The 24880-nt window shown below is 40.7% G+C and carries 24 protein-coding genes; 6 read left to right on the top strand and 18 right to left on the bottom strand.

Features of this window, described 5'->3' with window-relative positions:
• Positions 1-5: 5 nt before the first annotated feature.
• Complete coding sequence (locus IEZ33_RS04945; protein ID WP_191602596.1) at positions 6-866, bottom strand: acyl-CoA thioesterase; 861 nt, start codon at positions 864-866, stop codon at positions 6-8.
• Positions 867-1046: 180 nt separating this feature from the next.
• On the opposite strand from IEZ33_RS04945, the gene moaA reads away from it, so the two are divergent.
• Genes moaA through IEZ33_RS04925 form a run of 4 tightly spaced genes read left to right on the top strand, consistent with a single transcriptional unit; the run spans position 1047 to position 4302 of the window.
• Positions 1047-2042 carry a GTP 3',8-cyclase MoaA gene (gene moaA / locus IEZ33_RS04940; protein ID WP_240009637.1) on the top strand — a complete coding sequence of 332 codons (996 nt, stop codon included), beginning with the start codon at positions 1047-1049 and terminating at the stop codon, positions 2040-2042.
• A 14-nt stretch (positions 2043-2056) separates the two neighbouring features.
• Positions 2057-2581 carry a molybdenum cofactor biosynthesis protein B gene (gene moaB, locus IEZ33_RS04935; RefSeq protein ID WP_191602595.1) on the top strand — a complete coding sequence of 175 codons (525 nt, stop codon included), beginning with the start codon at positions 2057-2059 and terminating at the stop codon, positions 2579-2581.
• A 39-nt stretch (positions 2582-2620) separates the two neighbouring features.
• On the top strand, positions 2621-3826 hold the full coding sequence (locus IEZ33_RS04930; protein ID WP_191602594.1) for a molybdopterin molybdotransferase MoeA: 1206 nt from the start codon (positions 2621-2623) through the stop codon (positions 3824-3826).
• Between the two features lie 50 nt (positions 3827-3876).
• The gene (locus IEZ33_RS04925) at positions 3877-4302 is read left to right on the top strand and encodes a hypothetical protein (protein ID WP_191602593.1); all 426 of its coding nucleotides are present in this window, start codon (positions 3877-3879) and stop codon (positions 4300-4302) included.
• Between the two features lie 47 nt (positions 4303-4349).
• On the opposite strand, the gene IEZ33_RS04920 is transcribed toward IEZ33_RS04925, so the two are convergent.
• On the bottom strand, positions 4350-5258 hold the full coding sequence (locus tag IEZ33_RS04920; RefSeq protein WP_191602592.1) for a LysR family transcriptional regulator: 909 nt from the start codon (positions 5256-5258) through the stop codon (positions 4350-4352).
• Between the two features lie 25 nt (positions 5259-5283).
• Positions 5284-6204 (bottom strand): phosphoserine phosphatase SerB, encoded by a 921-nt coding sequence (serB, locus tag IEZ33_RS04915; protein WP_191602591.1) that lies wholly within the window; start codon positions 6202-6204, stop codon positions 5284-5286.
• A 144-nt stretch (positions 6205-6348) separates the two neighbouring features.
• Here serB and IEZ33_RS04910 point away from each other — a divergent pair, with 144 nt between their 5' ends.
• Complete coding sequence (locus IEZ33_RS04910; protein ID WP_191602590.1) at positions 6349-7818, top strand: hypothetical protein; 1470 nt, start codon at positions 6349-6351, stop codon at positions 7816-7818.
• A gap of 39 nt (positions 7819-7857) precedes the next feature.
• On the opposite strand, the gene rpoS is transcribed toward IEZ33_RS04910, so the two are convergent.
• The 11 genes from rpoS to IEZ33_RS04855 form a co-directional block, all read right to left on the bottom strand.
• The gene (rpoS, locus tag IEZ33_RS04905; protein WP_191602589.1) at positions 7858-8850 is read right to left on the bottom strand and encodes an RNA polymerase sigma factor RpoS; all 993 of its coding nucleotides are present in this window, start codon (positions 8848-8850) and stop codon (positions 7858-7860) included.
• A gap of 32 nt (positions 8851-8882) precedes the next feature.
• Complete coding sequence (locus tag IEZ33_RS04900) at positions 8883-9728, bottom strand: peptidoglycan DD-metalloendopeptidase family protein (RefSeq protein ID WP_240009636.1); 846 nt, start codon at positions 9726-9728, stop codon at positions 8883-8885.
• Between the two features lie 43 nt (positions 9729-9771).
• Positions 9772-10689, bottom strand: a complete 918-nt coding sequence (locus IEZ33_RS04895) for a DUF368 domain-containing protein (RefSeq protein ID WP_191602588.1) — start codon at positions 10687-10689, stop codon at positions 9772-9774.
• The gene (locus IEZ33_RS04890; protein WP_191602587.1) at positions 10682-11344 is read right to left on the bottom strand and encodes a protein-L-isoaspartate(D-aspartate) O-methyltransferase; all 663 of its coding nucleotides are present in this window, start codon (positions 11342-11344) and stop codon (positions 10682-10684) included. Before IEZ33_RS04890 ends, IEZ33_RS04895 begins: the two co-directional genes overlap by 8 nt.
• Positions 11341-12087: a 5'/3'-nucleotidase SurE gene (gene surE / locus IEZ33_RS04885; RefSeq protein ID WP_191603542.1), complete on the bottom strand. Its 747-nt coding sequence runs from the start codon at positions 12085-12087 to the stop codon at positions 11341-11343. Before surE ends, IEZ33_RS04890 begins: the two co-directional genes overlap by 4 nt.
• Positions 12065-13159 (bottom strand): tRNA pseudouridine(13) synthase TruD, encoded by a 1095-nt coding sequence (truD, locus tag IEZ33_RS04880; protein WP_191602586.1) that lies wholly within the window; start codon positions 13157-13159, stop codon positions 12065-12067. Before truD ends, surE begins: the two co-directional genes overlap by 23 nt.
• Before the next feature lie 76 nt (positions 13160-13235).
• Positions 13236-13718: a 2-C-methyl-D-erythritol 2,4-cyclodiphosphate synthase gene (gene ispF / locus IEZ33_RS04875; protein WP_191602585.1), complete on the bottom strand. Its 483-nt coding sequence runs from the start codon at positions 13716-13718 to the stop codon at positions 13236-13238.
• 85 nt (positions 13719-13803) lie between these two features.
• Positions 13804-14514, bottom strand: coding sequence for a 2-C-methyl-D-erythritol 4-phosphate cytidylyltransferase (gene ispD, locus IEZ33_RS04870; protein WP_191602584.1), 711 nt, complete (start codon positions 14512-14514; stop codon positions 13804-13806).
• Positions 14511-14786, bottom strand: a complete 276-nt coding sequence (locus IEZ33_RS04865) for a septum formation initiator family protein (RefSeq protein WP_191602583.1) — start codon at positions 14784-14786, stop codon at positions 14511-14513. Before IEZ33_RS04865 ends, ispD begins: the two co-directional genes overlap by 4 nt.
• A 115-nt stretch (positions 14787-14901) precedes the next feature.
• On the bottom strand, positions 14902-16197 hold the full coding sequence (gene eno, locus IEZ33_RS04860; protein WP_191602582.1) for a phosphopyruvate hydratase: 1296 nt from the start codon (positions 16195-16197) through the stop codon (positions 14902-14904).
• Positions 16198-16259: 62 nt separating this feature from the next.
• Positions 16260-17894, bottom strand: coding sequence for a CTP synthase (locus tag IEZ33_RS04855; RefSeq protein WP_191602581.1), 1635 nt, complete (start codon positions 17892-17894; stop codon positions 16260-16262).
• Between the two features lie 513 nt (positions 17895-18407).
• Between IEZ33_RS04855 and proB the strand changes: the two genes are divergently transcribed.
• Entirely contained in the window at positions 18408-19523 is a 1116-nt protein-coding gene (gene proB, locus IEZ33_RS04850) for a glutamate 5-kinase (RefSeq protein ID WP_191602580.1), read from the top strand.
• 87 nt (positions 19524-19610) lie between these two features.
• Here proB and IEZ33_RS04845 read toward each other — a convergent pair whose 3' ends face one another.
• The 4 genes from IEZ33_RS04845 to fucP form a co-directional block, all read right to left on the bottom strand.
• Entirely contained in the window at positions 19611-20852 is a 1242-nt protein-coding gene (locus tag IEZ33_RS04845) for a DEAD/DEAH box helicase (RefSeq protein WP_191602579.1), read from the bottom strand.
• Between the two features lie 135 nt (positions 20853-20987).
• The gene (locus IEZ33_RS04840; protein ID WP_191602578.1) at positions 20988-21338 is read right to left on the bottom strand and encodes a hypothetical protein; all 351 of its coding nucleotides are present in this window, start codon (positions 21336-21338) and stop codon (positions 20988-20990) included.
• A 108-nt stretch (positions 21339-21446) separates the two neighbouring features.
• Positions 21447-22835, bottom strand: a complete 1389-nt coding sequence (locus IEZ33_RS04835) for an FAD-binding oxidoreductase (protein WP_191602577.1) — start codon at positions 22833-22835, stop codon at positions 21447-21449.
• A 250-nt stretch (positions 22836-23085) separates the two neighbouring features.
• Positions 23086-24399 (bottom strand): L-fucose:H+ symporter permease, encoded by a 1314-nt coding sequence (fucP, locus tag IEZ33_RS04830; protein ID WP_191602576.1) that lies wholly within the window; start codon positions 24397-24399, stop codon positions 23086-23088.
• Between the last annotated feature and the right edge of the window lie 481 nt (positions 24400-24880).

Below are 24880 nucleotides of genomic sequence, written 5' to 3'. Positions count from 1 at the left end.
CACATTCATTTTCTTCTGTAACGTATTAGCCCTTCTTGAGCGGTAGACGCCACTAAGCGACCTTCTTTATCGTATATTTTCCCCCTTACAAAACCTCTTGCATTACTCGCGGACGGACTGTCAGCAACGTATAACAGCCACTCGTCTAAACGAAATGGGCGATGAAACCAAATAGAATGATCCAAACTCGCTATGTTTAGATAAGGATTCCCAATAGAGATACCATGCGGCATAAGCGCTGTTGATAAAAAGCCATAGTCTGTTGTGTAAGCCAGCATAGATTGATGAACAAGATCATCATCTGGCAGAGGAGAAATACTTTTAATCCACATATGGCATTTTGCCATACCGTGTCGAGGGCGAAATGGATTTTGGTTTTCTACAACTCGACACTCAATCGGCCTTTCTGAAAGAAATAGAGACCTTAATTTAGCTGGCAGTTCATCGGCATGCTGTTGATAGAGGCTTAATTCCGACTCGAACACATCAGGGCTAGGGACGCTTGGCATAGGATCAAAATGCTCAAATCCCTCTTCTTCGATGTGAAAAGAAGCGGTCATTGATAAAATACTTTTCCCCTCTTGCTTAGCCGTCACATGTCGCACACTGAAGCTGCCGCCATCTCTCACTCTTTCGACTTCATATTCTATAGACAAGCTGGCATTACCAGGACGTAAAAAGTAACAATGCAATGAATGTGGTGCCCTATTCTCGACGGTTTGATGTGCCGCACTCAGTGCCTGACCAACCACTTGCCCACCAAACAACTTTGGGTAACCCAAATCCTGACTTTGGCCGATAAATACATTTTCACTTACTGATTCTAATTTTAATAATGAAATTAGATTTGCAACAACGTCACTCACTGAAACTCCTTACCTATTAAGGATCAATATTAATTTGTCTTTAGCAAAAAATTTATACACAGGAAATACGGCTACATTGAATTCAAGGTTCCTGACCCAATATGTATATTATGAGGTTCATTTTTGCATATTTAAATGTAATTTGCTTTTATGAATACTATTCTTCATGAGGTAATGTTTTTGAACACTGCAAATCTTATAGACCCGTTTGGTCGACACATTGATTATGTCCGCATTTCTGTAACCGACCGCTGTGATTTTCGTTGTACTTACTGCATGGACGAAGACGTCACTTTTTTGCCGCGTAAAGACATACTGTCTCTGGAAGAAATTGTTACCGTTGCACAAACCTTCATTAAGATGGGAAGTAAAAAGATACGAATAACGGGCGGAGAGCCACTCGTTCGAAAAAACATCTTGTGGGCTTTAGACCAAATAAGCAATACACAAGGGTTAGAAGAACTCACATTAACCACCAATGGCTCTCAACTAAAAAAAATGTCAAAGGATTTATTTAATGCCGGTGTGTCACGTATTAACGTCAGCCTAGACACATTAAAACCAGAACAATTTGAACGAATGACTCGCCGAGATAAATTTCACCAGGTCATAGACGGTATTGAAGAGATGAATCGCTATGCCTTCAGACGCAATAAAATCAACAGCGTTATTTTAAAAAACCAAAATGACGATGAAATTGTTGATTTAGCTAAGTTTGCCTTACTCCGAGATATGGACATAAGCTTTATAGAAGAAATGCCACTTGGTGTTATTACCGATCATGACAGAGCCGCGGCTTACATGTCCAGCGACGAGGTTATTCGTCTTTTAGACGCACATTTAACACTTACTCCTAGTGCATTAAAAACCGGTGGACCTACCCGCTACTTTGATGTTGAACATCACACTGGGCATATTGGGGTCATTTCGCCTCACAGCCATAATTTTTGTTCTACATGCAACCGTGTCAGATTAACAGCAGAAGGTCGATTGTTACTTTGCCTCGGCAATGAACACTCTATGGATTTAAGACCTTACTTACGCGTACCTGCAAAGCACCCATTTACATTAGAAGACGCTATTGTAAAAGCCCTAGCGTTAAAACCTGAAAAACACCACTTTAACTTAAATGAAGAACCCCAAATATTGCGCTTTATGAGTGCTACTGGCGGCTAAAAACGGATAACAACATGACAAAATCACGTGCACCATTTAGACCACTTAACATCGCCGTTCTGACCGTATCAGATACTCGTAGCTTAGCAGAAGATACATCTGGTGATGCTTTGGTCTCTATGCTAACTCAAGCAGGTCATCAATTAGCTCAACGTGGGTTAGTAAAAGATGATATTTATGATATGCGGTCGGTAACCTCTCAATGGATAGCAAATAAAAACGTCCATGTCATTATCATCACGGGCGGCACGGGCTTTTATTCTAGAGACAGCACTCCAGAAGCGATGACGCCACTGTTTGATAAAAAAATTGAAGGGTTTGGCGAGCTTTTTAGACAAGTGTCTTACGATGAAATTGGCACATCAACCATACAATCTCGTGCCGTTGCCGGATTAGCAAATAAAACATTAGTCTTCTGTTTACCCGGCTCAACCAGTGCATGCAAAACAGCGTGGACTAAGATCCTTGCGGATCAATTAGATGCGACTTGTCGCCCATGTAACTTTGTTGAAATGCTACTGGGGCCTTACAAAGGTTGAACTCATCACTCTCTATCAAAAATCTTGGAAGATAATACCATGCCTCAACCATCCATGATGGCGTTTGAAGAAGCCTTAACCGCTCTAGAAAAAGCCAGCCCATGCTTAGTGCAACCAGAGACCATACCGTTAAATCAAGCCTTAAATAGAGTATTAGCGGTCGACATTATGGCTAACATCAACATACCACCTGCAGACAACAGTGCTATGGATGGGTACGCACTGCGATTATCAGATCGTAAAGAGAATACGCCATTAAACGTTAGTCAGCGGATTCCGGCAGGCAGCTCTCCCACCGAACTTCAGGAAGGTACCTGTGCTAGAATTTTTACAGGCGCCATCATTCCTAAAGGCGCTGACACTGTCATCATGCAAGAAAACACAAGTATCGACCACCACGGTCAAGTCACTTTTACTCAACTACCCCAAAAAGGCGACAATGTCAGGCTGGCCGGTCAGGATGTTAAAAAAGGACAATGTGTGTTAGCAAAAGGAACCAGATTAAAACCGCAACACATTGGTATGTTAGCCAGTTTAGGCGTGAATCAACTCAATTGTTTTAAACCACTAAAAGTTGGCATATTGACCACAGGAGACGAGCTTATTTCACCTGAAGCATCGTCTTTAGAATTGGGGCAAATATACAATAGCAACAGTCTAATGCTAGTCAGTTTAGTCCAAGAGCTAGGCCACTCCGTCCAACAAGTGCTGCATGCTAAAGACACTACTGTCGACATAGAAACGGCATTAAAAAACCTTTCTCGTGATTGTGAACTCATTTTATCAAGCGGAGGTGTATCTGTTGGGGAGGAAGACCATATTAAACAAGTTATTGAGGAAAATGGCTTCCTTTCTCTTTGGAAAGTCGCCATAAAGCCTGGTAAACCTATTGTCTTTGGGCGCGTATTCAACACTCACTTCATCGGTCTTCCTGGTAACCCAAGTTCAACATTGGTTACTTTTCATTGGTTTGCTCGTACCGCTATTTTAGGTCATTCAGGAGAGACATTTAATAGACCAAAGCATTTTAAAGTAAAGACCGACTTACAAAGAGCCAAAGCAATTGGCCGAGATGAATTCCTTAGAGCTTACCTAACGGACAATAACCAAGCTCAACCGCATGCGCAACAAAGTTCAGGGGCTCTGTTCGCCTCATGCGTAACCGATGGCTATCTTCACATACCAGCACACAGAACCATTGACACCGATCAGACGTACGATTTTTACCCATTTTCTAGTTTCTAAACTACACTATGATTAGTTAAACCGAATTCGCCCAAAATGAGAATAGTGGTATGAGAAATACAGAATGGGAACAAGCACTCTTAGAACACCAGCACGCCATGATCAAACGCTTAGATGCCTTTCGTAAGCAAAAAAACAAACAACCCATTAGCCAAGATGAAAAAATGGTGATTGAACACTCATTCCAACTGCTCGTTGCATCTATATTGGATTTAGCCAAATACGTGCTACAAAACCATTATGACATTGAGGTTTCATCTAGAAAAGAAGTATTAAGTCATTTATTAGAACGTAAAGACGTTACTTTTGAGCAAGGTGAGCAGCTAAAAGCATTAATAGAATTAAGGGAAAAAATATTATTCGATTACCTTGATGAAAACTTTACTTTTTTGGAAAATGCTATGGACCTAAGACGGTACAGCCTTGTCGAAATGCTGGCTAAAGAATGGATAGCACAGTTATCAAACTCAGAATAAGGGCTGAGCTGAGTTCGATAACCTCTCTCATTAGATGGTAAATGTGGCTAAATAAAGGCTTGCTGTATAATTCCCCTTAACCATTGGTGACCAGGGTCAAATTCATATCGCTCATGCCAGATCATGGAGTAGTCAAACTCTTTGGTTTCAAATGGCAAGTCATAGACAGCAAGATTGGAATTCAAAGAAATTATATCAGATGCAAATAGCTTAGGTACTGTCAGCAATAAGTCGCTGCTTTCAACCACCCTCACGGCCGGAACGAAATTTGGTAACTGGACGGCGATATGCCTTTGATGGCCCATCTTAGCCAAGATTCGATCAACAGCCGCTAACTCTCTTTTACCAAGAACGACTTGAGCATGGTGTAAGTTAACATAGGACTCTAATGTTAATTTACCTTCTAATTGATCGTGGTTAGCGCGTGCAATACATACCATTTTATCTGTATCGAGCTTTACGGATCGAACGCTATTTGGAGGCTCTTTTGATAAGACAGCAACAGCAACATCTATTTCGTTCGAATCTAATTCAAATGACGTTTCCTCATTCCAATTCTTAACTTCTAATACGGCATGAGGTGCTGACTGTCTAAAACTATCCAGAATTTTTGGCAATACTGTCAATACGCCAAAGTCAGTTGTCGATAGCGAAAATCGACGACTAGACGTTAAGGGAGTGAACTCAGGAGGCTGAATAAGATTTTCAAGCCCTTTCAAAATATCCGTTAAAAATGGCGCTAAACTCTCCGTTCTCGAGGTAAGAGACAGCCCATGAGATGTTCTAACAAAAAGAGGATCCCCAAACACTTCCCTTAAACGAGACAGCGATCGACTTACCGCAGGCTGACTAACGTTCAACCGTTGCGCCGCTTTAGTGACATTCAGCTCTTCAATAAGAACCTGCAATATGTAAAGCAAATTCAAATCGACTTCTGATAACTTTATTTCCTGCAAGAATACACTCCTTTATTAACCTAATTTAAGTATTTACAATTGTCCGAATCTTAGCTGATGTCAAACCGAGTAAGTACAAAATCCCATTTAAACCTAATGTATTTATTGGGTGTGGCGCTTCACGCCTAACTAAGGGTTTAGCATGCAAAGCCACACCTAAAGACGCTTGATTTAACATCAATAAATCATTCGCACCGTCACCACAAGCAATTGTCTGAGACCAATCTACATTGCGGTTTGAGACGATTTCTTCTAATAAAACTTTCTTACGAGCCGCGTCTACAATTGGACCAATATGTTTCCCTGTCAATTTGCCACTTTCAATTTCTAACACATTCGCATGAACCTCAGAAATAGAATATTCGTTTGCAACACGATCAGCAAAATACGTAAAGCCACCCGATAAAACCGCTGTGTGCCAATGATAGTAATTCAACACTTTCATTAGGTCCGCAATCCCATCCATATGGACAATTCGATGGTATACCCCATCCATCACATCACTACTTAACCCTTCAAGCAACGCTAATCGCTGAACAAAACTCTCCGTAAAATCTATTTCACCTCGCATCGCACTGGCTGTAACTTTGGAAATTTTTTCACCTATCCCAAACTCCACTGCCAGCTCATCCATGACTTCAGCTTGAATTAAGGTAGAATCCATATCAAAAACGGCCACACCAGCTTGGGTGATATCAATAGACTTTGATTGATATACATGATCAATATTCGTACTATCAGATAATGATAACAAATACTCCCTTACAGCAACTAACTCAGACTCAACAAAGGGGTGGTCAAGGTCATAACGCACAACATCATACGAATCAGATTCATCTGTTAACAGGTTCTTACCAACGAATGCATTCCCTTTTTTTATCCATGACTCAAACCCTTCTAAATAAGGTAAAGTAATGCACCCAATTAACGTAATACTAGCAGACATAAAATTCCCCTTACTTAAATTGGGTACACTATATCAAATATACTAATTTTATCTAAGTGCACGTTTACATTAAAGATTCTCATTTATAGCCGATATAAAAGAGTGACTGAGCACTTAACATCAAGTTGCAGGAAATACTGTTAAATGGAAAACACCAAAAAGACACAACATTTTTTTAGCTTTTGTCGTCGTAATTTAAGTGCGGCGCTCATTATGGTTTCGTCCTTTGTTATTTTAATTACTTTTACAGTGGTCTTATTTTGGTACACGTTAACCAGCGCTCTTGAGACCTATCTAGCACAACAAACAGAAGTTCTCGGCAGTAGTTTATCGACACAAGCCGCTTTTAACGCTACACAATCTATTTTAAATAATGACCTACTAAGCCTAAACGTCCTGCTTACCCGCCTTGTTATTGATGATAACATCATTAGTGCTCGTGTCTTTAACAAACAAGATGAACTTCTCGCGGAAGCAAACAGTGGCAATGCAAAAAGTTTTGTTCAAGGTACTGAAATTAGACCTGATGAGGCTCAACTTGTATACAGTTCAAGCGTGAAATTTCGTAACGAAGTCGTTGGCCATGTTCTGATTACACTCGATCGCACCCCTTCACAAAAAGCATTAGCTGAAATCAGGAAGTTTCTTATCAGTCTTGCTATTTTTATTTGTGTATTTGCTATTTGCATTATTTTCTTTCTTAGTCGATTCCTATTTTCTCCAATTAATAAAATCACCGATGTATTAGAAGCGTTATCCCATAAACATAAAGATGCACAAGTACCCCAAACCTTTTACGTAGAGGCGTATCAACTCGCCCAAGCCACAGAGGCGGCTCAAAAAACAGATTGGATGAAAGAAGAAGTTGATCAAACACAAGCCGATATTCCACAATATGAAATCGACTTTGATGAGATTTTCAAAGAACAAAATCAAAGAAGCTGTGCCTTATTTTTTGAAATACGAAATTTAGAAGAATGGCATGAAACAATGCAACCATTGCAAGTGGCAAATTTATTGACCCCCATCTATAGAGCCTTATTCCAGGCAAGCGAGTCCTTTCTTGGTCAAGTACATCAATATGAAGGCCATTCAGCGATTATTTTTTACGCCGCACAAAACTCTAACGACCATTTATACACAAACGCCATCTGCACAGCTGAAGTATTTTTAGGTGTTGTTAAAACATTATTAGAAACCGATATGTATGCTGATACACCAGAAATTCATTTCCATATCAGCCTGCATCAAGGTACACCACATGTTAACGACATCATTCAAGACAACGCATTTTATACAGATAGAATTCAACCATTAATTCAACAAATGATGGTACTTAAAGAGTCTGAAAGTGTTGATTCGTTACTACTCAGCGAAGAAATTTTCACACTCCCAGACATACAAAATAAAGTGTTTTCCGGTCTTCCGGAAATACTAGGGGAAGCTGAAGAGGAAGTCATGGTGTACTCAGTAAAAGGAATATCTGAAAAGTTAAGCCTCAAAATAAAGCCGAATATAGAAAGCATCAATACGATACATCAAAAGGAAAATAACGCGCTTGATGAAAATGATTCTGAAGAAGATTACCTTAACATTAGAGCATCAAGGCCGTAAGCAAACACACAGCGTTTACTTTGGCCTTGATGCGTTTGCTTAGATTTCTTCAACTTGCAAAACATCACTAAGGGTTAAACCCTGTTTATCCAGCATCATCCTTAACTTTTTAAGCGCCTCAACCTGAATCTGTCTAACTCTTTCACGAGTTAACCCAATTTCAGCACCCACATCTTCTAAGGTACTTGCCTCAAATCCTCTGAGGCCAAATCGACGAGCAATAACTTCTCTTTGCTTTTCATTTAAACTGTCAAGCCAAATATCGATATTATGCAATACATCACTTGCCTGACGATCACTCTCAGGGCCGATGTGTTGAGTGTCTGCCAGTATTTCTACAAGACTCTTATCAGAGTCCATACCACCCATTGGTGAGTCTATAGAACTCACCCTTTCATTAAGCTTCAACATTTTTTGAACACCCGCCACAGGGCAATCTAACAGCTCTGCAATTTCCTCTGGTGTAGGCTCATGGTCAAGCTTCTGAGTTAATTCACGAGCCGCTCTTAGATATACGTTTAGCTCTTTAACAACATGAATAGGCAGACGAATCGTTCTCGTTTGATTCATAATAGCGCGTTCAATCGTTTGACGTATCCACCAAGTAGCATAGGTTGAGAACCTAAAACCCCTTTCAGGATCAAACTTTTCAACGGCTCTAATTAATCCTAAATTACCTTCTTCTATAAGGTCCAATAAAGATAAACCACGATTCAAATAACGACGAGAGATTTTAACCACCAATCGCAAGTTACTCTCGATCATTCTTTTACGAGAAGGTTCGTCACCCTGTAAGGCTTTACGGGAAAAGTAGACTTCTTCTTCTGCAGTTAATAACGGAGAGAACCCAATTTCATTGAGATACAGTTGCGTCACGTCTATATTCTTACTGCTTTCCTCTGATGAATAGCGCGAGCTAACCGCTAGATCAAACGCATCGTCTTCCAACAAGGCGTCAGAGCCCACCTCTAGATCGCTCTCATCTTCATTGCCTAATAGTGCATTTTTATTATCTCGGTCCAGCGTTGTCATAAGTACCTCCTTAGACTACCAAGACCAAATATCTAGGGCTTTGGCAGCACTGTTAATGGATCTATCGGTTGGCCATCTCGACGAATCTCGAAATGCAATAATGGCCTTTCTTCACCCTTCCCTCCGATAATTGCTAGAGAATCACCTGCTTTTACCACTTGCTGTTCTTTTACTAAAATACTTCTGTTGTAGGCGTAGGCACTTAAATATTCGTCATTATGCTTGACGATCACCAAGTTCCCATAACCAATTAAGCCATTCCCTGAATAAACAACAATACCATCCTCTGCTGCTTGTACTGGCTTGCCAATATCGCTTTTAATATCTATACCTTTACTACTAACACCAGCATTTGAAAAGCCTCTAACAACAAAACCCTTAATTGGCCACTGCCATTTTAGAGTGTTTTTTGTAGGAATAGGGCTAGATTTGGTGTTTTTTGTAGAGCCATTCACTTTTTTCTTAATACTGTTTTTTGCACCATCGGCTTGTTTTTTAGGAGAAGCAATCGCAATTTTAGCTTTTGAATTTGATGCGGTAGAAGCCACAACCGATGAGCTTGAAGAGACATTTAAGCGAATTTTTTGTTGTGGATAAATGACATACGGAGAAGGTATACGATTCGCCTGAGCAAGTTTTCGATAATCAATTCCATAGCGAAAAGCAATTGCAAACAAGGTATCGCCCTTCTTTACTCGATAGTAACCACTTTTAGGTAAAGCAGACACTTGCGCATTATTAGACGTAGATTGAGAGCTCCCATTTTGATAATGGAAGCTATCAGACGCACAACCGGATAATTGAAGCGCGATCAAAATGGCGACAAAAATAGGAATCGTCTTAATTATTTTTTTACATCGCAAGCGAATTAGTAACAAGCATTCTCCTAAATAGTATTAATAGAAGTAGACTTTTGTCTATCTACTTAACTTTTGGTAAAAATATGTAATTAATGAGAAAGACACCTATTAAACCAGCAAAAACACACATCATTGGGAAAACGAAATCACCCACAAAATGATAGTTTTCAAGATGCCATGGTAAAACCAATGACTCAATAATAGGAATTTTTTTCTCCCCCACATGGCGCCATTCTAGCGTTTCTTTCCATGGCCACACCTTAGTTAATGCACCTAGCATAACACCGGTCAAAAAAGCTAAAGTCAGTGCTTTATAAGTAGACAATAACCATTTAAGCAGCTTTGAGAAGCTCATTAAACCAATTAAAGCGCCGAGTCCAAAAGTCATAATAACATCTAACTGCATTGATTTGATTGACGTTATGATCGTTTCATACATCCCCATCAATAACAGTAAGAAACTCCCCGAAATGCCCGGTAGAATCATGGCACAAATAGCCACCACTCCAGAAAAGAAAATCATACTGTAAGTCACATTAAACTCAGCAGGCACAAGAACAGATGCAACGCTTCCAGCGCCAACCCCCAGAAATAAAACCAACAAAATACGCACATTAAAGGCGTCTATTTGCTTGAGTAGCAAGACGGAAGAAGCCAGTATTAAACCAAAGAAAAAGCTCCACAAATAAGTGGGATAAGTAGCTAACCAATAGGTGATTATTTGTGCGAATAAAACGATACTGGTAACAATACCGCCACCCAAAGCCAATAGAAAACCCAAGTCAAAGTGATTCCATAAACCTTTAAAATCGCATTTCAACAATAAGTTCATGCTGGTTTTATTTACGCCACTTAATGCATTAATCAAACGATCATAAATGCCTAAAATAAACGCCATAGTTCCACCGGACACACCAGGCACAATATCAGCCATTCCCATCAATAGGCCGCTTAAATAAACCTTTACCCAACTAATCACAGACTAACCCTTCTAACATTGGAACAAATTGAGCAGGACCGTCTTCGAGACGCTTCCATTGATCATTTAATTTTTGCCAACACCCTATCATGGGTTCTGGCTGATCAAGAGGCATTATGAGAATCCCCTTGTCTTTCAAGCAATCGGTTAACGCCAGAGGAACTTTATTCGCCATCGCAGTAACAATCACCGCATCCACCTTTAAGGTTGTGGGCCAACCTAAATGACCATCACCATGATGAAACTCAACATTGCGAATGGCCATTTTAGACAACCTCTGATGAGCGGTATCAAATAAACTTTTTTGTCGCTCAATCGTATGAACTTTATTAAAAAAATGCGACAAAATACACGTTTGATAACCAGAACCAGTACCAACTTCTAATACTCTCCCCAATCGAGAATATTTCAATAACCACTGGGTCATAACAGCAACGGTCAATGGCTGACTGATGGTTTGGCTTTTCCCTATTGGTAGCGGTGTGGCCGAATACGCCAAATGAGAGAACGCTGACTCAACAAAATCATGTCGAGGAATCGTTAACATAAGCTGCAGTAACGCTTCGTGATGAATGCCTTTTTGCTGTAACTCTGTTACCATTTTTGACGCTTTGGAGTTAGAGTGCTTAAGATATTGCAAATGCTCTATCGTCATATCAGCACCTTAGAAGCCCACTGCTCCAATGAAGACAGTACTTGATAACAGGTCATGTCAATATGCAGAGGTGTTATAGAAACATAACCCTTATCAACAGCCCAAAAATCAGTCCCAAGACTCCCATCGTGCGGCTCTGACAAACCACCAATCCAAAAACAGGGAACCCCTTTTGGATGTTGTGCTGAGATAGCAGGCTGAGGACTTTTTCGATACCCCAAACGCGTAATTTTAATGCCTTTTATTTGATCATAAGGTAGATCAGGTACGTTCACATTAAGTAATACACCTTTTGGTAATGTTAATGAGTGACTGTCTTGTAGAATATCTTCCAACACTTGTGCCGCCGACTCGAAATGAACCGCACCAACCAAGGAAATGGCAATAGCAGGTCTCCCTAAGTGGCGTGCTTCCGTGGCCGCAGCAACCGTACCAGAATAAATAACATCGTCCCCTAGATTAGGGCCGTGATTGATGCCTGCAATAACCACATCAAATTGGCCATCGACCACCTTTGATAAGGCTAAATTGACACAATCCGCAGGTGTTCCATCAACACTGTATTCATTATTGCGAATCGCTTTTGCCTGTAAAGGACGCCGCAATGTCAGTGAGTTACTGGCACCGCTGCAATTTCGATCAGGGGCCACTAAGACACATTCATATGAAAGTGTTAATTTTCGGTAACGAGTTTGAACCCCTAACGCTTCAATACCATCATCATTTGAAATCAAAACTCGCATCATGTTTCTCTACTGAACAATCATTAACCGCTACTATTTCACGTAATACGCTAGTAGCAAATGCGCCTTTTGGAAGAGAAAATTGCATCAAGAGCTCAGAAGGCGCTGAGTTTTTATGAATCAATTCCCATTCCATATTATTTGGGCTTAAACGAGAAACTCGACTGTCTCTTGATAACCCCAAATTCAATAGCCCTTCAACAACATCCTCATTAGAAGCAAGTGATTGGGTTATCATGAGGGCTCGCTTATCGCTCGTTCCATCTTGCCAGCCTTGACTTATTAACGGCAAGACGGGCTGAACCTTCATCGTCATTTGGCGCAGCATCAGCCCAGGCGATAAACTTTTAATACGGAATTGAACCGAGCTATTTGTTTCTTGAGCAATATCACCAATAAAAACACGGTTCCAACTGCCATTCGCAAGTTGGTCGCTTAATGCCTGATTAAAACACCAAGATCTCATGGCGGATAGCCAAAAAGACTCTGTTTTACTTAATCTTTTCTTTCCCTTACGGCCATGTTCAAGCCAGCGCGCACCATTCTCTAAATTATTTCCATTAATCCCAAATCGCTGGGCACCATAGTAATTTGGCACACCAGCCATTTTAACTAAAGAAAGTCTGTTTTCTAATTCGATTAGATCCCCTTGTAGAGAACGTATTCGAATAATAAAACGGTTTTCTCTGTGTGAACCTATTCTTAATTTTTTAGAGTGGCGTGTAACCTTCAGCACCCTAACGTGTTCATCGTCTCTAAACCCATACATCAAGTCGGCGAAATCCACGTCCCTCCCCAACAAATGCAAACAAAACCATTGCCGAGTGCAAGCGTGTCTATCCTTTACCCCGCTATAAGTCACTTTTACAGGGTCAATATCAGCATAGCTGGCTAAACGTTTCGCTAAATAATCAGTATTTACCCCCACCTTTTCGATAAACACAAAAACAAACTCACCTTGACCATCTGGTTCAAAGCCTAAAACTTCTTCAACATAAAAGTCTTGTGGGGTGGTTTTTAAATCCCCTGTCAAAGTGGGTTTTGTCCATGCATAATGCCAATCTGTATTCATGTATTTATAGACCTAGATCAGATAGAAAGTAACGTGAAAAACACCGTTTCATAAAGAAAATAGATAAAGCCGAGCTTTATTGGGAGACAATGAGAGCCACAGCCTCAACCGCAATGCCTTCTTTCCTGCCTGTAAAACCCAGTTTTTCTGTGGTTGTTGCTTTAACATTAACCTGATTCAATTCAACATTTAAGTCAGCCGCAATGTTGGCGCGCATTGAGTCAATATAAGGTAACATTTTTGGCGCCTGAGCAATGATAGTGACATCAACATTACCAATTGAATATTGTTTTTCTTTCAATAACTCTACGACATGACGCAATAAAATACGGCTATCAGCGCCCTTGTACTCCGCTTCAGTGTCAGGAAAGTGCTTGCCAATATCGCCTAAACCCGCGGCTCCTAATAAAGAATCAGTTAATGCGTGCAAAGCAACATCACCATCAGAATGCGCCTCTAACCCTTTTTCATATGGAATGCTAACGCCACCAATAACAATCTCTTCTCCCACTCCAAACTTATGCACATCGAAGCCATGACCAATCCTAAAAGGCTGCATTATTTTTTCTCCTATTACTGATTTGTAAACTATTTTTAACTGAATAAATCAACAGGCCATATTTGCAAGCGTTTAATCATACGAACTAACATGATGCATCATAAGACAAAAGAGCATTAGCAATCACTAAGTCTATTGGAAGTGTAATTTTAAAGTTACTGGCATCCCCTTCAACAAGTTCAGGTTGATAACCCGATAACTCCATGGCTGAACTTTCATCGGTAATTTCAGATGTTGAAGATTCGGCATTTTTAAGAGCTTGAATTAACGCTTGAATGACAAATTTTTGAGGCGTTTGGGCTTGCCAGATAAGACGGCGATCGATCGTTCTTTTAACGGATGGAACACCCTTGTCAAAAGCGCTTTCCTTGATTGTGTCTTTAGCAGGAATCGCAAGAAGACAGCCATGGGAAGACGTATTAGCCAATAAGGCATTAATTGATTCGTGCGTAATAAAAGGTCTCGCTGCATCATGCACCAATACAAATTCGTTACTAAGATGGGATGACTGCATTAAATATTCGAGCCCCAATCGGACCGTATCAGATCGTTCTTTCCCTCCAATAAAGGGCATCACTTTAGCGTGACCATACCATAAGGAGTCAGGCCAATAATCGTCTTCTGCACCTATTCCCAAAACGACACCGGCAATATTTTCATGAGACAACAACTGCATTAATGTATGGTCTAATACCGTTCGCTCACCCAGTTTTAAATATTGTTTGGGGGTAGTAGACTGCATGCGCTTACCCACTCCAGCCGCTGGTACAATCACCCATATTGAAGAATATTTCATTGATCCACTATCCGATAAAAGACTTCGCCTTCTTTTATGTACTGAAGCTCTGTTCTCACGCGCTCTTCAATAGCATCCTTACCTTTTTTCAGGTTTTCAACTTGAGCACGTAAAGCGTCATTTCTCTGCAACAGCCTTTGGTTTTTGTTTTCTTGATACTGAACTTGCTTCGCTAGCTCTTCTTGACGTTTAATACCTTGCTCACCATAGACTAACTGGTAGCTCAAATAACCAAAAACAACTAAAAAAACCAGAAATACAAGACGCCACATACTCTTCTCAAACACATCACATTCAAGTTATTTTTTAAACACTCTTAATTATTGATTGTCTCTAACAAAAAAAGGGAGAACACAGGTTCTCCCTTCTTAAAATAGGTTCAATAAACTAAGCTTGACCTTTAATCTCAGACAATCCGTTATAAGCCACGTTTGCGCCTAATTGCTCTTCAATACGTAGCAATTGGTTGTATTTAGATACTCGATCAGAACGGCATAACGAACCCGTTTTAATCTGCCCCGCAGCCGTACCAACAGCTAAATCAGCAATAGTCGCATCTTCAGTTTCACCAGAACGGTGAGAAATAACGGCCGTATAACCAGCGGCTTTTGCCATTCGAATTGCTTCAAGTGTTTCTGTTAAAGAGCCAATCTGATTGAATTTTATCAAAATTGAGTTGGCAATGCCTTCATCAATACCGCGCTTAAGAATTTTAGTATTAGTAACAAAAAGATCGTCACCCACTAATTGAATTTTATCCCCAAGAATCTTAGTTTGATAAGCAAAACCTTCCCAATCGGACTCATTTAAACCGTCTTCAATAGAAACTATTGGGTATTGTTCGCAAAGATCTGCCAAATAATCAGAGAACCCTTCAGAAGAAAAGACCTTTCCTTCACCTTTTAAGTTGTACTGGCCCTCTTCATAGAACTCAGATGCAGCACAATCCATCGCTAAAGTGATGTCTTTACCTAATTCATAACCCGCATTCGCTACGGCTTCTTTAATCACCGCTAAGGCTTCAGCATTCGATGCAAGATTTGGCGCAAAACCACCTTCATCACCAACGGCCGTGCTTAAACCACGATCACTCAACACTTTTTTCAAGGCATGAAAAATTTCAGCGCCGTAACGCAATGCTTCGCGAAAGTTAGGTGCACCGACCGGTTGGATCATAAACTCTTGAATATCAACGTTGTTATCTGCGTGCTCACCACCATTGATGATATTCATCATAGGTACAGGCATAGAATAGACACCAGGCGTGCCATTGATATCGGCAATGTGCGCATATAAAGGCACTTTCTTAAATACCGCGGCCGCTTTTGCCGCCGCAAGGGACACAGCCAAAATAGCATTCGCACCAAAAGTTGATTTATTTACAGTGCCATCTAAATCAATCATGATTTTATCTAATTCAGCTTGAGCAATTGCCTCTTTGCCAAGCAATGCATCACGAATAGGACCATTAACAGCCGCAACCGCTTTCAATACACCTTTACCTAGATAACGAGCTTTATCACCATCGCGTAATTCAAGCGCTTCACGAGATCCTGTAGACGCACCTGAAGGAGCACACGCTGAACCAAAAGAACCATCAGCTAAAATAACATCGGCTTCTACAGTCGGGTTCCCACGGGAATCTAATACTTCTCTCGCTTTGATATCAACAATCTGACTCATAACACACCTTTTAATAAATTAAACGTTTAAGAATGAATACTATCCGGGCTTATTTTTTAGAACTATTTTTCTTTACCCGCATACTTTAATGCAGCGTGAGCAAATGCACTGAACAATCCATGGCCATAACGAGGCGATGACGTAAATTCAGGGTGGAATTGGCAAGCAACAAACCAAGGGTGATCCTTAATCTCAACCATTTCAACCAAAGAATTATCTTCAGAACGACCTGAAATCGTTAAACCTGCCGTCTCTAATTCTGTAAGATAATAGTTATTTACTTCATAACGATGACGATGACGTTCACTCACAACTGACTTACCGTATGCTTGTTGAGCTTTCGACCCTTCTAGCAAATTACAGTTTTGAGCACCTAGGCGCATCGTTCCACCTAGATCGGATTCCTCTGACCGGATCTCTTTGGAACCCTCTGCATTCGTCCATTCAGTAATTAGACCAATGACTGGGTTCTCTGCTTTCAAATTGAATTCTGTACTGTGAGCACCCTCAAGTTTTGCCACATTACGAGCAAACTCGATTACCGCTACTTGCATACCTAAACAGATACCTAAATACGGTATTTTATTTTCACGGGCATATTGAGCCGTTTGAATTTTCCCTTCGACACCACGTTCACCAAAACCGCCTGGCACTAAAATAGCATCCATATCTTTTAATACATCAGTACCATTGGTTTCAATACTTTCGGCATCAATGTAATGCAACTTAACTTTTGTACGAGCATGAATGCCAGCATGATCCATCGCTTCTATAAGAGACTTATACGCATCAAGCAATTCCATGTATTTCCCTACCATAGCAATATTCACTTGCTTTTCAGGGTTCAACTTGGCTTTGGCTACTTTATTCCAGATAGTAATATCAGGGATACCACAGTCTAAATTAAAGCGCTCAACAATCAAGCTGTCTAAGCCTTGATCATTCAAGATAGAGGGAATGCTGTAAATAGTTTCAGCATCAGGTAAGGAGATAACCGCTCGCTCATCCACACTGGTAAACAAAGAGATTTTCTTGCGCTCTGGCGCTTCAATCGATACTTCTGAACGACAAATCAAGATGTCAGGCTGAATACCAATAGAACGCAATTCCTTAACAGAATGCTGCGTTGGTTTGGTTTTCGTTTCACCCGCCGTACGAATATAAGGCACCAATGTTAAATGCATAAACATGGCTCTATGGGAACCTAGCTCTACTTTTAACTGACGAACGGCTTCTAAAAATGGTTGTGATTCGATATCACCCACCGTACCACCAATCTCAACCAAAGCAACGTCTGCACCTTCCGCACCAAGCAATACACGACGTTTGATTTCATCGGTAATATGAGGAATAACCTGAACCGTACCACCAAGGTAATCACCACGACGCTCTTTTTTCAAAACATGTTGATAGACTCGGCCTGTCGTGAAGTTATTACGTTTACTCATCTTAGTAGAAATAAAACGTTCATAATGACCAAGATCAAGATCGGTCTCTGCGCCATCATCCGTTACAAAAACTTCACCATGTTGAAACGGGCTCATTGTACCTGGATCAACGTTTATATAAGGATCCAATTTAAGCATGGTTACTTTTAAACCACGGGATTCAAGAATTGCAGCAAGAGAGGCAGCCGTTAGACCTTTGCCAAGAGAAGAAACAACGCCGCCTGTGACGAAAATATATCGTGTCGCCATGAGTGTTAAACCCGCCTTAAATTGAATGTTCGTATGAGTATGAATAACACAACTATGTGTGTATTAGGACGGGTGAAAATAGTAACATTTGATGGCCTTTCACTCAATGTAAAAATCCATCTAGCCTGAGATCAAACCATGAAACTTAAAAAATGAGTGTTCTCAAATCCTGTTACTAAGATTTAGACTTTACGGCACTTCGCAAAGACGGTACCGACCGAATTTTAGAGAAAAACACCTCAAAATAAGTAGCCATACAAGTCTAAAACTAAATATGTTATACTTCTTTTCGCGATACACCCTTCACTTAAGGAGTTAGGCGGCGGTCTTTAAATCAAACTTAGACAATTCCGATAGCATTAAATTGGCTCTCGGCTAAGTGATGACATTATTTAAACGAACTGCCCCTCCCCTTGAAATGTAAGTATTACAAACACTTGTTTGTAATAATCATCAATTACAGCAAATCTCTTTTATAATTGAGGTTACAAGCTGTCCATAAAAAGAGGACATATGACAAACTATCAATGGAAACGAATTGTATTAAAAGTAGGAAGCGCATTAATTGCACCAGAGAAAAAAGGATGCAGCTCCCGTTATTTACTGCACATTGCAAAATTCATCTTGCAGTGTCGAGATATGGACATACAAGTTATTCTTGTATCGTCAGGCTCTGTTGCCGCTGGAGCTCATTTTTTTGGCAATATTGAAAACCCTTCATTAGCGACCAAAAAAGCCATGGCCGCAGCAGGACAAAATGAAATGATGGCAACCTGGGACCGCTTCTTTGATTTTCCAGCGGCCCAAATTTTACTGACTCATGGTGACCTGCAAGATAAAGAACGATATGACAGTGTTCGCAGCACTATTTTTGAATTACTTGACCATGGCATTCTTCCAATAATCAACGAAAATGATGTGGTAACAACCGATGCCTTGAAAGTTGGAGATAACGACAATTTATCCGCTATGGTTGCCGCGGCAGCAGATGCTGATTCACTCATCATTTGCTCAGATGTTGACGGTTTATATGACAAAAACCCCAATATCCACACAGATGCAAAGTTGATCAAACAAGTAGCCCAAATTGATCAAAGCATTCATGATATGGCAGGTGGTGCACACAGCAGTGTTGGCACTGGAGGCATGAAAACTAAAATTGAAGCCGCTGAAAAAGCCACATCTCACGGACTAAGCACCTATATTATTAATGGTTTCAAAGAAGGCTCATTTGAACAGCTAATTCAGGGCAATAACCCAGGAACGATTTTCACACCTTATGACATGCCCATGAAAACCGACCTGCACTGGATGACTCACACAGCAAGAGCGCAAGGTGAGTTGGTTATTGAAGGCGACTTTGAATACCCACTTGATGAAAATAGCGCACAGCTAACCAGTCATGACTTAGTTGAAGTTCGTGGTGAATTTTCTGTCGGTGATACCATATTTGTTCGTAGCGATGACGGCAAACATCTAGCAAAAGCACAGGCAAATTACAGCAGCTGTTTACTAAACTTTATAACAAACCACGAATACAGTGATGACAGCCACGAATTTATTCACCACACTGGCCCACTGATTTCCGATAAAAATATTGCCGTTTTGGAACAAGAAGATAGGGTATAACTTAACAAACCTTGTATAAGCTATTTCTATCACCCTATCAGTAATAACGAGACAGAGCTGAGCAAAAACACTCAGCGCTGTCTCTTTTTATTTTGCTTTTTTCTTACCATGGCCTGCAGGCCTAGCGACCGGTTTCTCGACGAAGTCAGCTAAAGCGGCATCCGCTTCAAAACCCTCTATTTGCTCGCGTTCAAGCCAGATTTTGTTCTTTTTTTCGATTACTTTAAAGTGATGATAATCTTCATGGTCAATAAGTGAGATAGCTAAGCCTACTTCACCAGCCCGACCACTACGACCAACACGATGCATATAATCGGCTGGGCTTCTTGGTAAATCAAAATTAATTACCACTGGCAGTTTTGCTATGTCTAGACCACGAGCGGCAATATCGGTTGCGATAACAACATCAAGCTCACCATTCTTAAAGCCATCAAGAACACGGCTTCGAGCGCCTTGAGCCTTATCCCCGTGAAACACTTCTGCGGTAATACCGCGTTTAAACAGCTTGTCGGCCAAGTGATTACAACTGTTTTTAGAATTCACAAAAATCAACGCTTGTCGCCATTGGTACTGCTTAATCAGGTGCTCTAGAACAGCGGTTTTTTGCCCTTTGTTCACTGTAAATACACGCTGTACTAAGGTGCTGGCATCGGCACTTTGGAGCTGTATTTCAATAGGGTTATTAAGCAAGCCTTGAGTGAAAGACGTCACTTGATCTGGAAAGGTAGCTGAAAATAACAATACTTGCTTTTTCTTGGGCATCAACGCAAGCAGTTCCGCTATCTCATCTGCAAAGCCTAAACTCAGCATCCTATCCGCTTCATCTAGAACCAAGGTTTTTACCCTATCTAACTTAACCGCATTATTTGAAATCAAATCCAGTAATCGTCCCGGTGTTGCCACTAATATATCGGCGCCACCACTTAAAGTCTGCATTTGTCTGTTTATGGAAACACCACCAAAAATAGCCAGTGTTTTAATGGCTCCGTTAAAATGCACAGAATAGGATTTGATATTATCGGCGACTTGTTTAGCAAGCTCACGAGTTGGAACCAAAACCAGTCGAGTTACATAGTTACCCTTCTCATTGCCAACATGACTCGCTGACTTTTCAACGTGTAAATGCTGTAAAAGGGGCAAAGCAAAAGCCGCCGTTTTACCAGACCCAGTATTGGCGCCTGCAATTACGTCATACCCGGTTAAAACACGTGGGATAGTCTGCGCCTGAATGGGTGTTGGTACTTTATAATTTAGCTCAGTTAATCGAGCTAATAAAGGGGCAATAAGGCCAAGTTCAGTAAAGTTTGTGGGAGTGGTAACAGTGGTCATTTATATAGGGCTCAAAGCTAGGAGAATAACCTTCTATGTTAGCGTATTTTTACACACTTAAGTGAATTTAATCTCAGCTACCGAACCAATAAAATCATCCAACTTGCACTCTTTTTTTAACAAATACGACTCCTACTAAATAGAGAGCCGCATAGACCACATAAAAATGAGGATCGGAGCAGGGAGTTTTGAATAATCGTTATTCCAAGAAAGTGCGCCCCCATGACGAGCCACTCTAAGAGACTTACGTTGTTCAACACTGGAACGGCTATCCATAAAACCGAAGACAGTACTACCAGCTAATTCGATCGTTATTATTTCACGGCCTGACGCTACCTCAATCTTAGGAATATAACGGCTTAGAGAGCTCAATCCAGAAATACCCCATAGAATACAAGTATTAACATCGATCCTAAAACAGTCGAATATGACGATCTGAGTTTGGTAAAAGAAACTGACCCTTTCAGTAAAAAACTCAACCGACACGCCTCCCTTTTATACATATAAATAGAGAATAATCGTAAGAAGTTGACTCAATACTAACCTAAGCGGAAGAAGGGTCAAGAGTAACGGCAGCGACGTTTAGTAAGCTTACTAAGCGTCAAGAGAAAATATTTTTCCTGGGTTCATAATATTGTTTGGATCAAAAGATTGTTTAATCAATCGCATATAATCCACACATTCTCCTAACTCATCTTTTAGTAGTGACTGTTTCCCTAAACCGATACCGTGCTCACCTGTACAAGTACCGTCCATAGAAATCGCATCCGAAGCCAACCTAGAGCAAAAAGCTTTAATTTTAGCAAATTCTTCTGTATTCGATCGATCTACAGGAATCACAAAATGGAAATTACCATCACCGACATGGCCCATCAAAGGCCCATAAATACCATCTTCTTGAAGATACTTTTGTGATTTTTCAATAATTTCAGCCAATCTAGAGATAGGGACACACACATCTGTCGCCAACAATTCGGCCCCTGGCCTCATAGACATAACAGCCAATGCGCCATTATGACGTGCTTCCCAAAGCGCGTTTCGATCTTCTTCCAATGTTTTCCAAATAAAGTTCGCACTGTCAAACTCTGAGCAGATATCACCCACAATTTCAGCTTGCTCTTTAACGGATGAATCGCTGCCATGAAACTCTAAAAATAAAGTTGGTTTCACGTCATGGGAGCTTTTTAAATATGTATTGACCGCTTCAATCGCAAGCCCATCGAGCAATTCGATACGTGCAATCGGCACACCATACATCAAGGTAGTGATGACCGCATTCACCGCGGAGGCAATATCAGGAAAAGAGGCCACGGCAGATGAAATCGATTCAGGTATCGGATGAAGACGCAAAGTGATCTCAGTAATAATACCCAGAGTTCCTTCTGATCCTACAAAAAGGTGCGTTAAGTCATACCCCGCCGAGGATTTTCGAGCGCGTTGAGACGTTTTGATCACTCGCCCATCCGCAGTAACAACTGTAAGTGAGATGACATTATCTTCCATAGTACCGTAGCGTACACTGGTCGTCCCACTAGCACGCGTCGATGTCATGCCTCCAATGGTCGCATTTGCTCCTGGATCAACAGGGAACATCAGCCCCATAGAGCGCAACTCCATATTCAATTGTTTACGAGTAACGCCAGGTTGTACGCTGACATCAAAATCTTCGGTTCTAATATCAAGAACCTTGTTCATTTCCGTAAAATTAATGGTCAATCCGCCTTGGATAGGTATCACTTGACCTTCTACAGATGAGCCCGCTCCAAAAGCGACTATTGGCATATTGTAATTCGCACAAACCTTGACGGCTTTCACTACGTCTTCTGTTTCATGGGCCATTAAAACAGCATCTGGCAGCGCTTCTTTATGCCACGATTCATCTTGTCCATGATGGCTACGTACGACCTTTGTGGTGAGTAAGCGATCCCCAAAAATCTGGGAAAGTTCTGCAATCGCACGCAGAGTATTTTCAGATGTTGCCATATTGTTGTCACCTATATTTATTGTATTTTCGAGCCAAAGATACCCCAAGGTAAGTTTTATTGGAAATTAACAAATATGAAAATACCATTCATAAAATGAATAGTTACTTAATAGGTAGCCCTGTGAAGATGATGAAAAATAGCTAAATTAAAAGATCAGCCAAATTTAAAAGATCAACCAACTAAAAAAAGCCCCGCAATATGCGAGGCCAATCCAATTAGTCTTAACTTTATAGAGCTAAATGTACCCGTTAATCTTGAGCCCTCTTTATAGTAAATAAGCCATAACTCGCCACGACTAAAAAACATACGGCTGGCACAACATAAGAAATAACAGCACCGTAAGTATCAATCACAGCACCTTGTACAAGCGGCATAATGGCACCACCAAGAATCGCCATAACTAAACCTGCAGAGCCAAATTTAGTATCATTACCCAAACCATTTAAAGCAATTCCGTAAATGGTAGGGAACATCAACGACAAACATGCTGAAACCGCAACAATGGCCCAAATACCAGTAATACCAGGTGAAAAGGCAGCATATAAACACAATAACGAGCCCGACAAAGCTAATATCGCCAACAATACAGCAGGACGAAAGAACCCCATCAACCAAGTCATAACAAATCGCGATACTAAAAAGAGAATCAAACTATATTGCAAGTAATCGGAAGCACTCACTTCGCTCATGCCCAAACTTTTTTGCACATATTGAATAGTAAAAGTCCAAGTGCAAGTTTGCGCCGCCACATTAAAGAACTGAGCCACGACACCCCAACGATATTGACGTCTTTTCAGTAAACGACCCAAAGTCGCGGAAAAATCCACCATTGGTGTATGATCCGCCTTCGCGACAGCAACTTCAGAAGTAGATTTTGGCAAGCGCATTAAAAAAATCAGCAACCAAATGACAACGAGCACAAATGCCATACCAACATAGGGCATCATGACGGCATTTAATTCAGTCGACTGAATGCTTCTTAAGAGCTCTGGCGTCATATTGGCTCTTTGCTCTGCTGTAGCTGGATTTAAGTTCGGTAAGATCAAGGTCGCTGCTAAAAATACCCCTATATTGGTGCCCACTGGATTAAAAGCTTGCGCCAAATTCAAACGCCGCGTCGCACTCCCCTCCGGCCCCATTGCCATAACAAAAGGGTTCGCTGAGGTCTCTAAAATAGACAAGCCTGCCGCTAGGATAAACAACGCCAGTAAGAAAAAACCATAAGTCATAGACACGCTTGCAGGATAAAACGCAAAAGCCCCTAAAATAGCTAAGCCAAGCCCTGTTAATACACCCGCTTTATATGAATACCTAGCATTAATAAAAGCCGCAGGTAACGCTAAGCAAAAGTAGGCACCATAATAGGCAAACTGCACCAACGCCGATTCAAACGTGCTCATAGTGAAAATTTTACTGAACACTTTTACCAGTGGGTCCGTCATGTTTGCAGCCACTCCCCAAGCAGCAAAACAGGTAATGAGAAGAATAAAAGCCAATCTCATATGCGGATAAACAAACAAGGAGGAAGGCGATTTTTGATAGCCTGTATTTTGATTTTTCATAAAACAAACAACATCTTTCTTAAAATGAGCCAACTAGGATGCTTTTTAAATAGCACTTTATCGTCAGACAGTGAAACCAGGTTAAACGCAAATTGAGCAATTTTCTCAAAAGGAAGATGGCTCAGCCGATATTATAAAAACAGCAAGAAGCGCCTTCTGTGCGATCAATACCTGATGCGAGGCGCCGAATCCTATCACCATTTTTTCTAAAAATGACCCTTACACCCATTGATTAATAAGGTGGTAAGCTCAAAATAGCGCTCACTTAGAAATGTTATTTTTTTCCTGCACAGTTCATTAACCAAAATGAAACATTAGCAACAACACATTAACCCAACAAAAAAGGGAATACGGATGATTTTACCTCAAGAAACCGGCCAAAACCTGTACTGAACATTTGTGGCTTGCCTCAAAGCAAGTTATCGATGAGATAAATACATCTTTACTCAATTGTGCAGTTAAAAGACGGGTGAACCAGTAA

Source organism: Marinomonas algicola, assembly GCF_014805825.1.
Taxonomy (GTDB): Bacteria; Pseudomonadota; Gammaproteobacteria; order Pseudomonadales; family Marinomonadaceae; genus Marinomonas; species Marinomonas algicola.
Note: the sequence above shows the minus strand (reverse complement) of the source record. Positions and strands in the feature narration are given on the sequence as shown.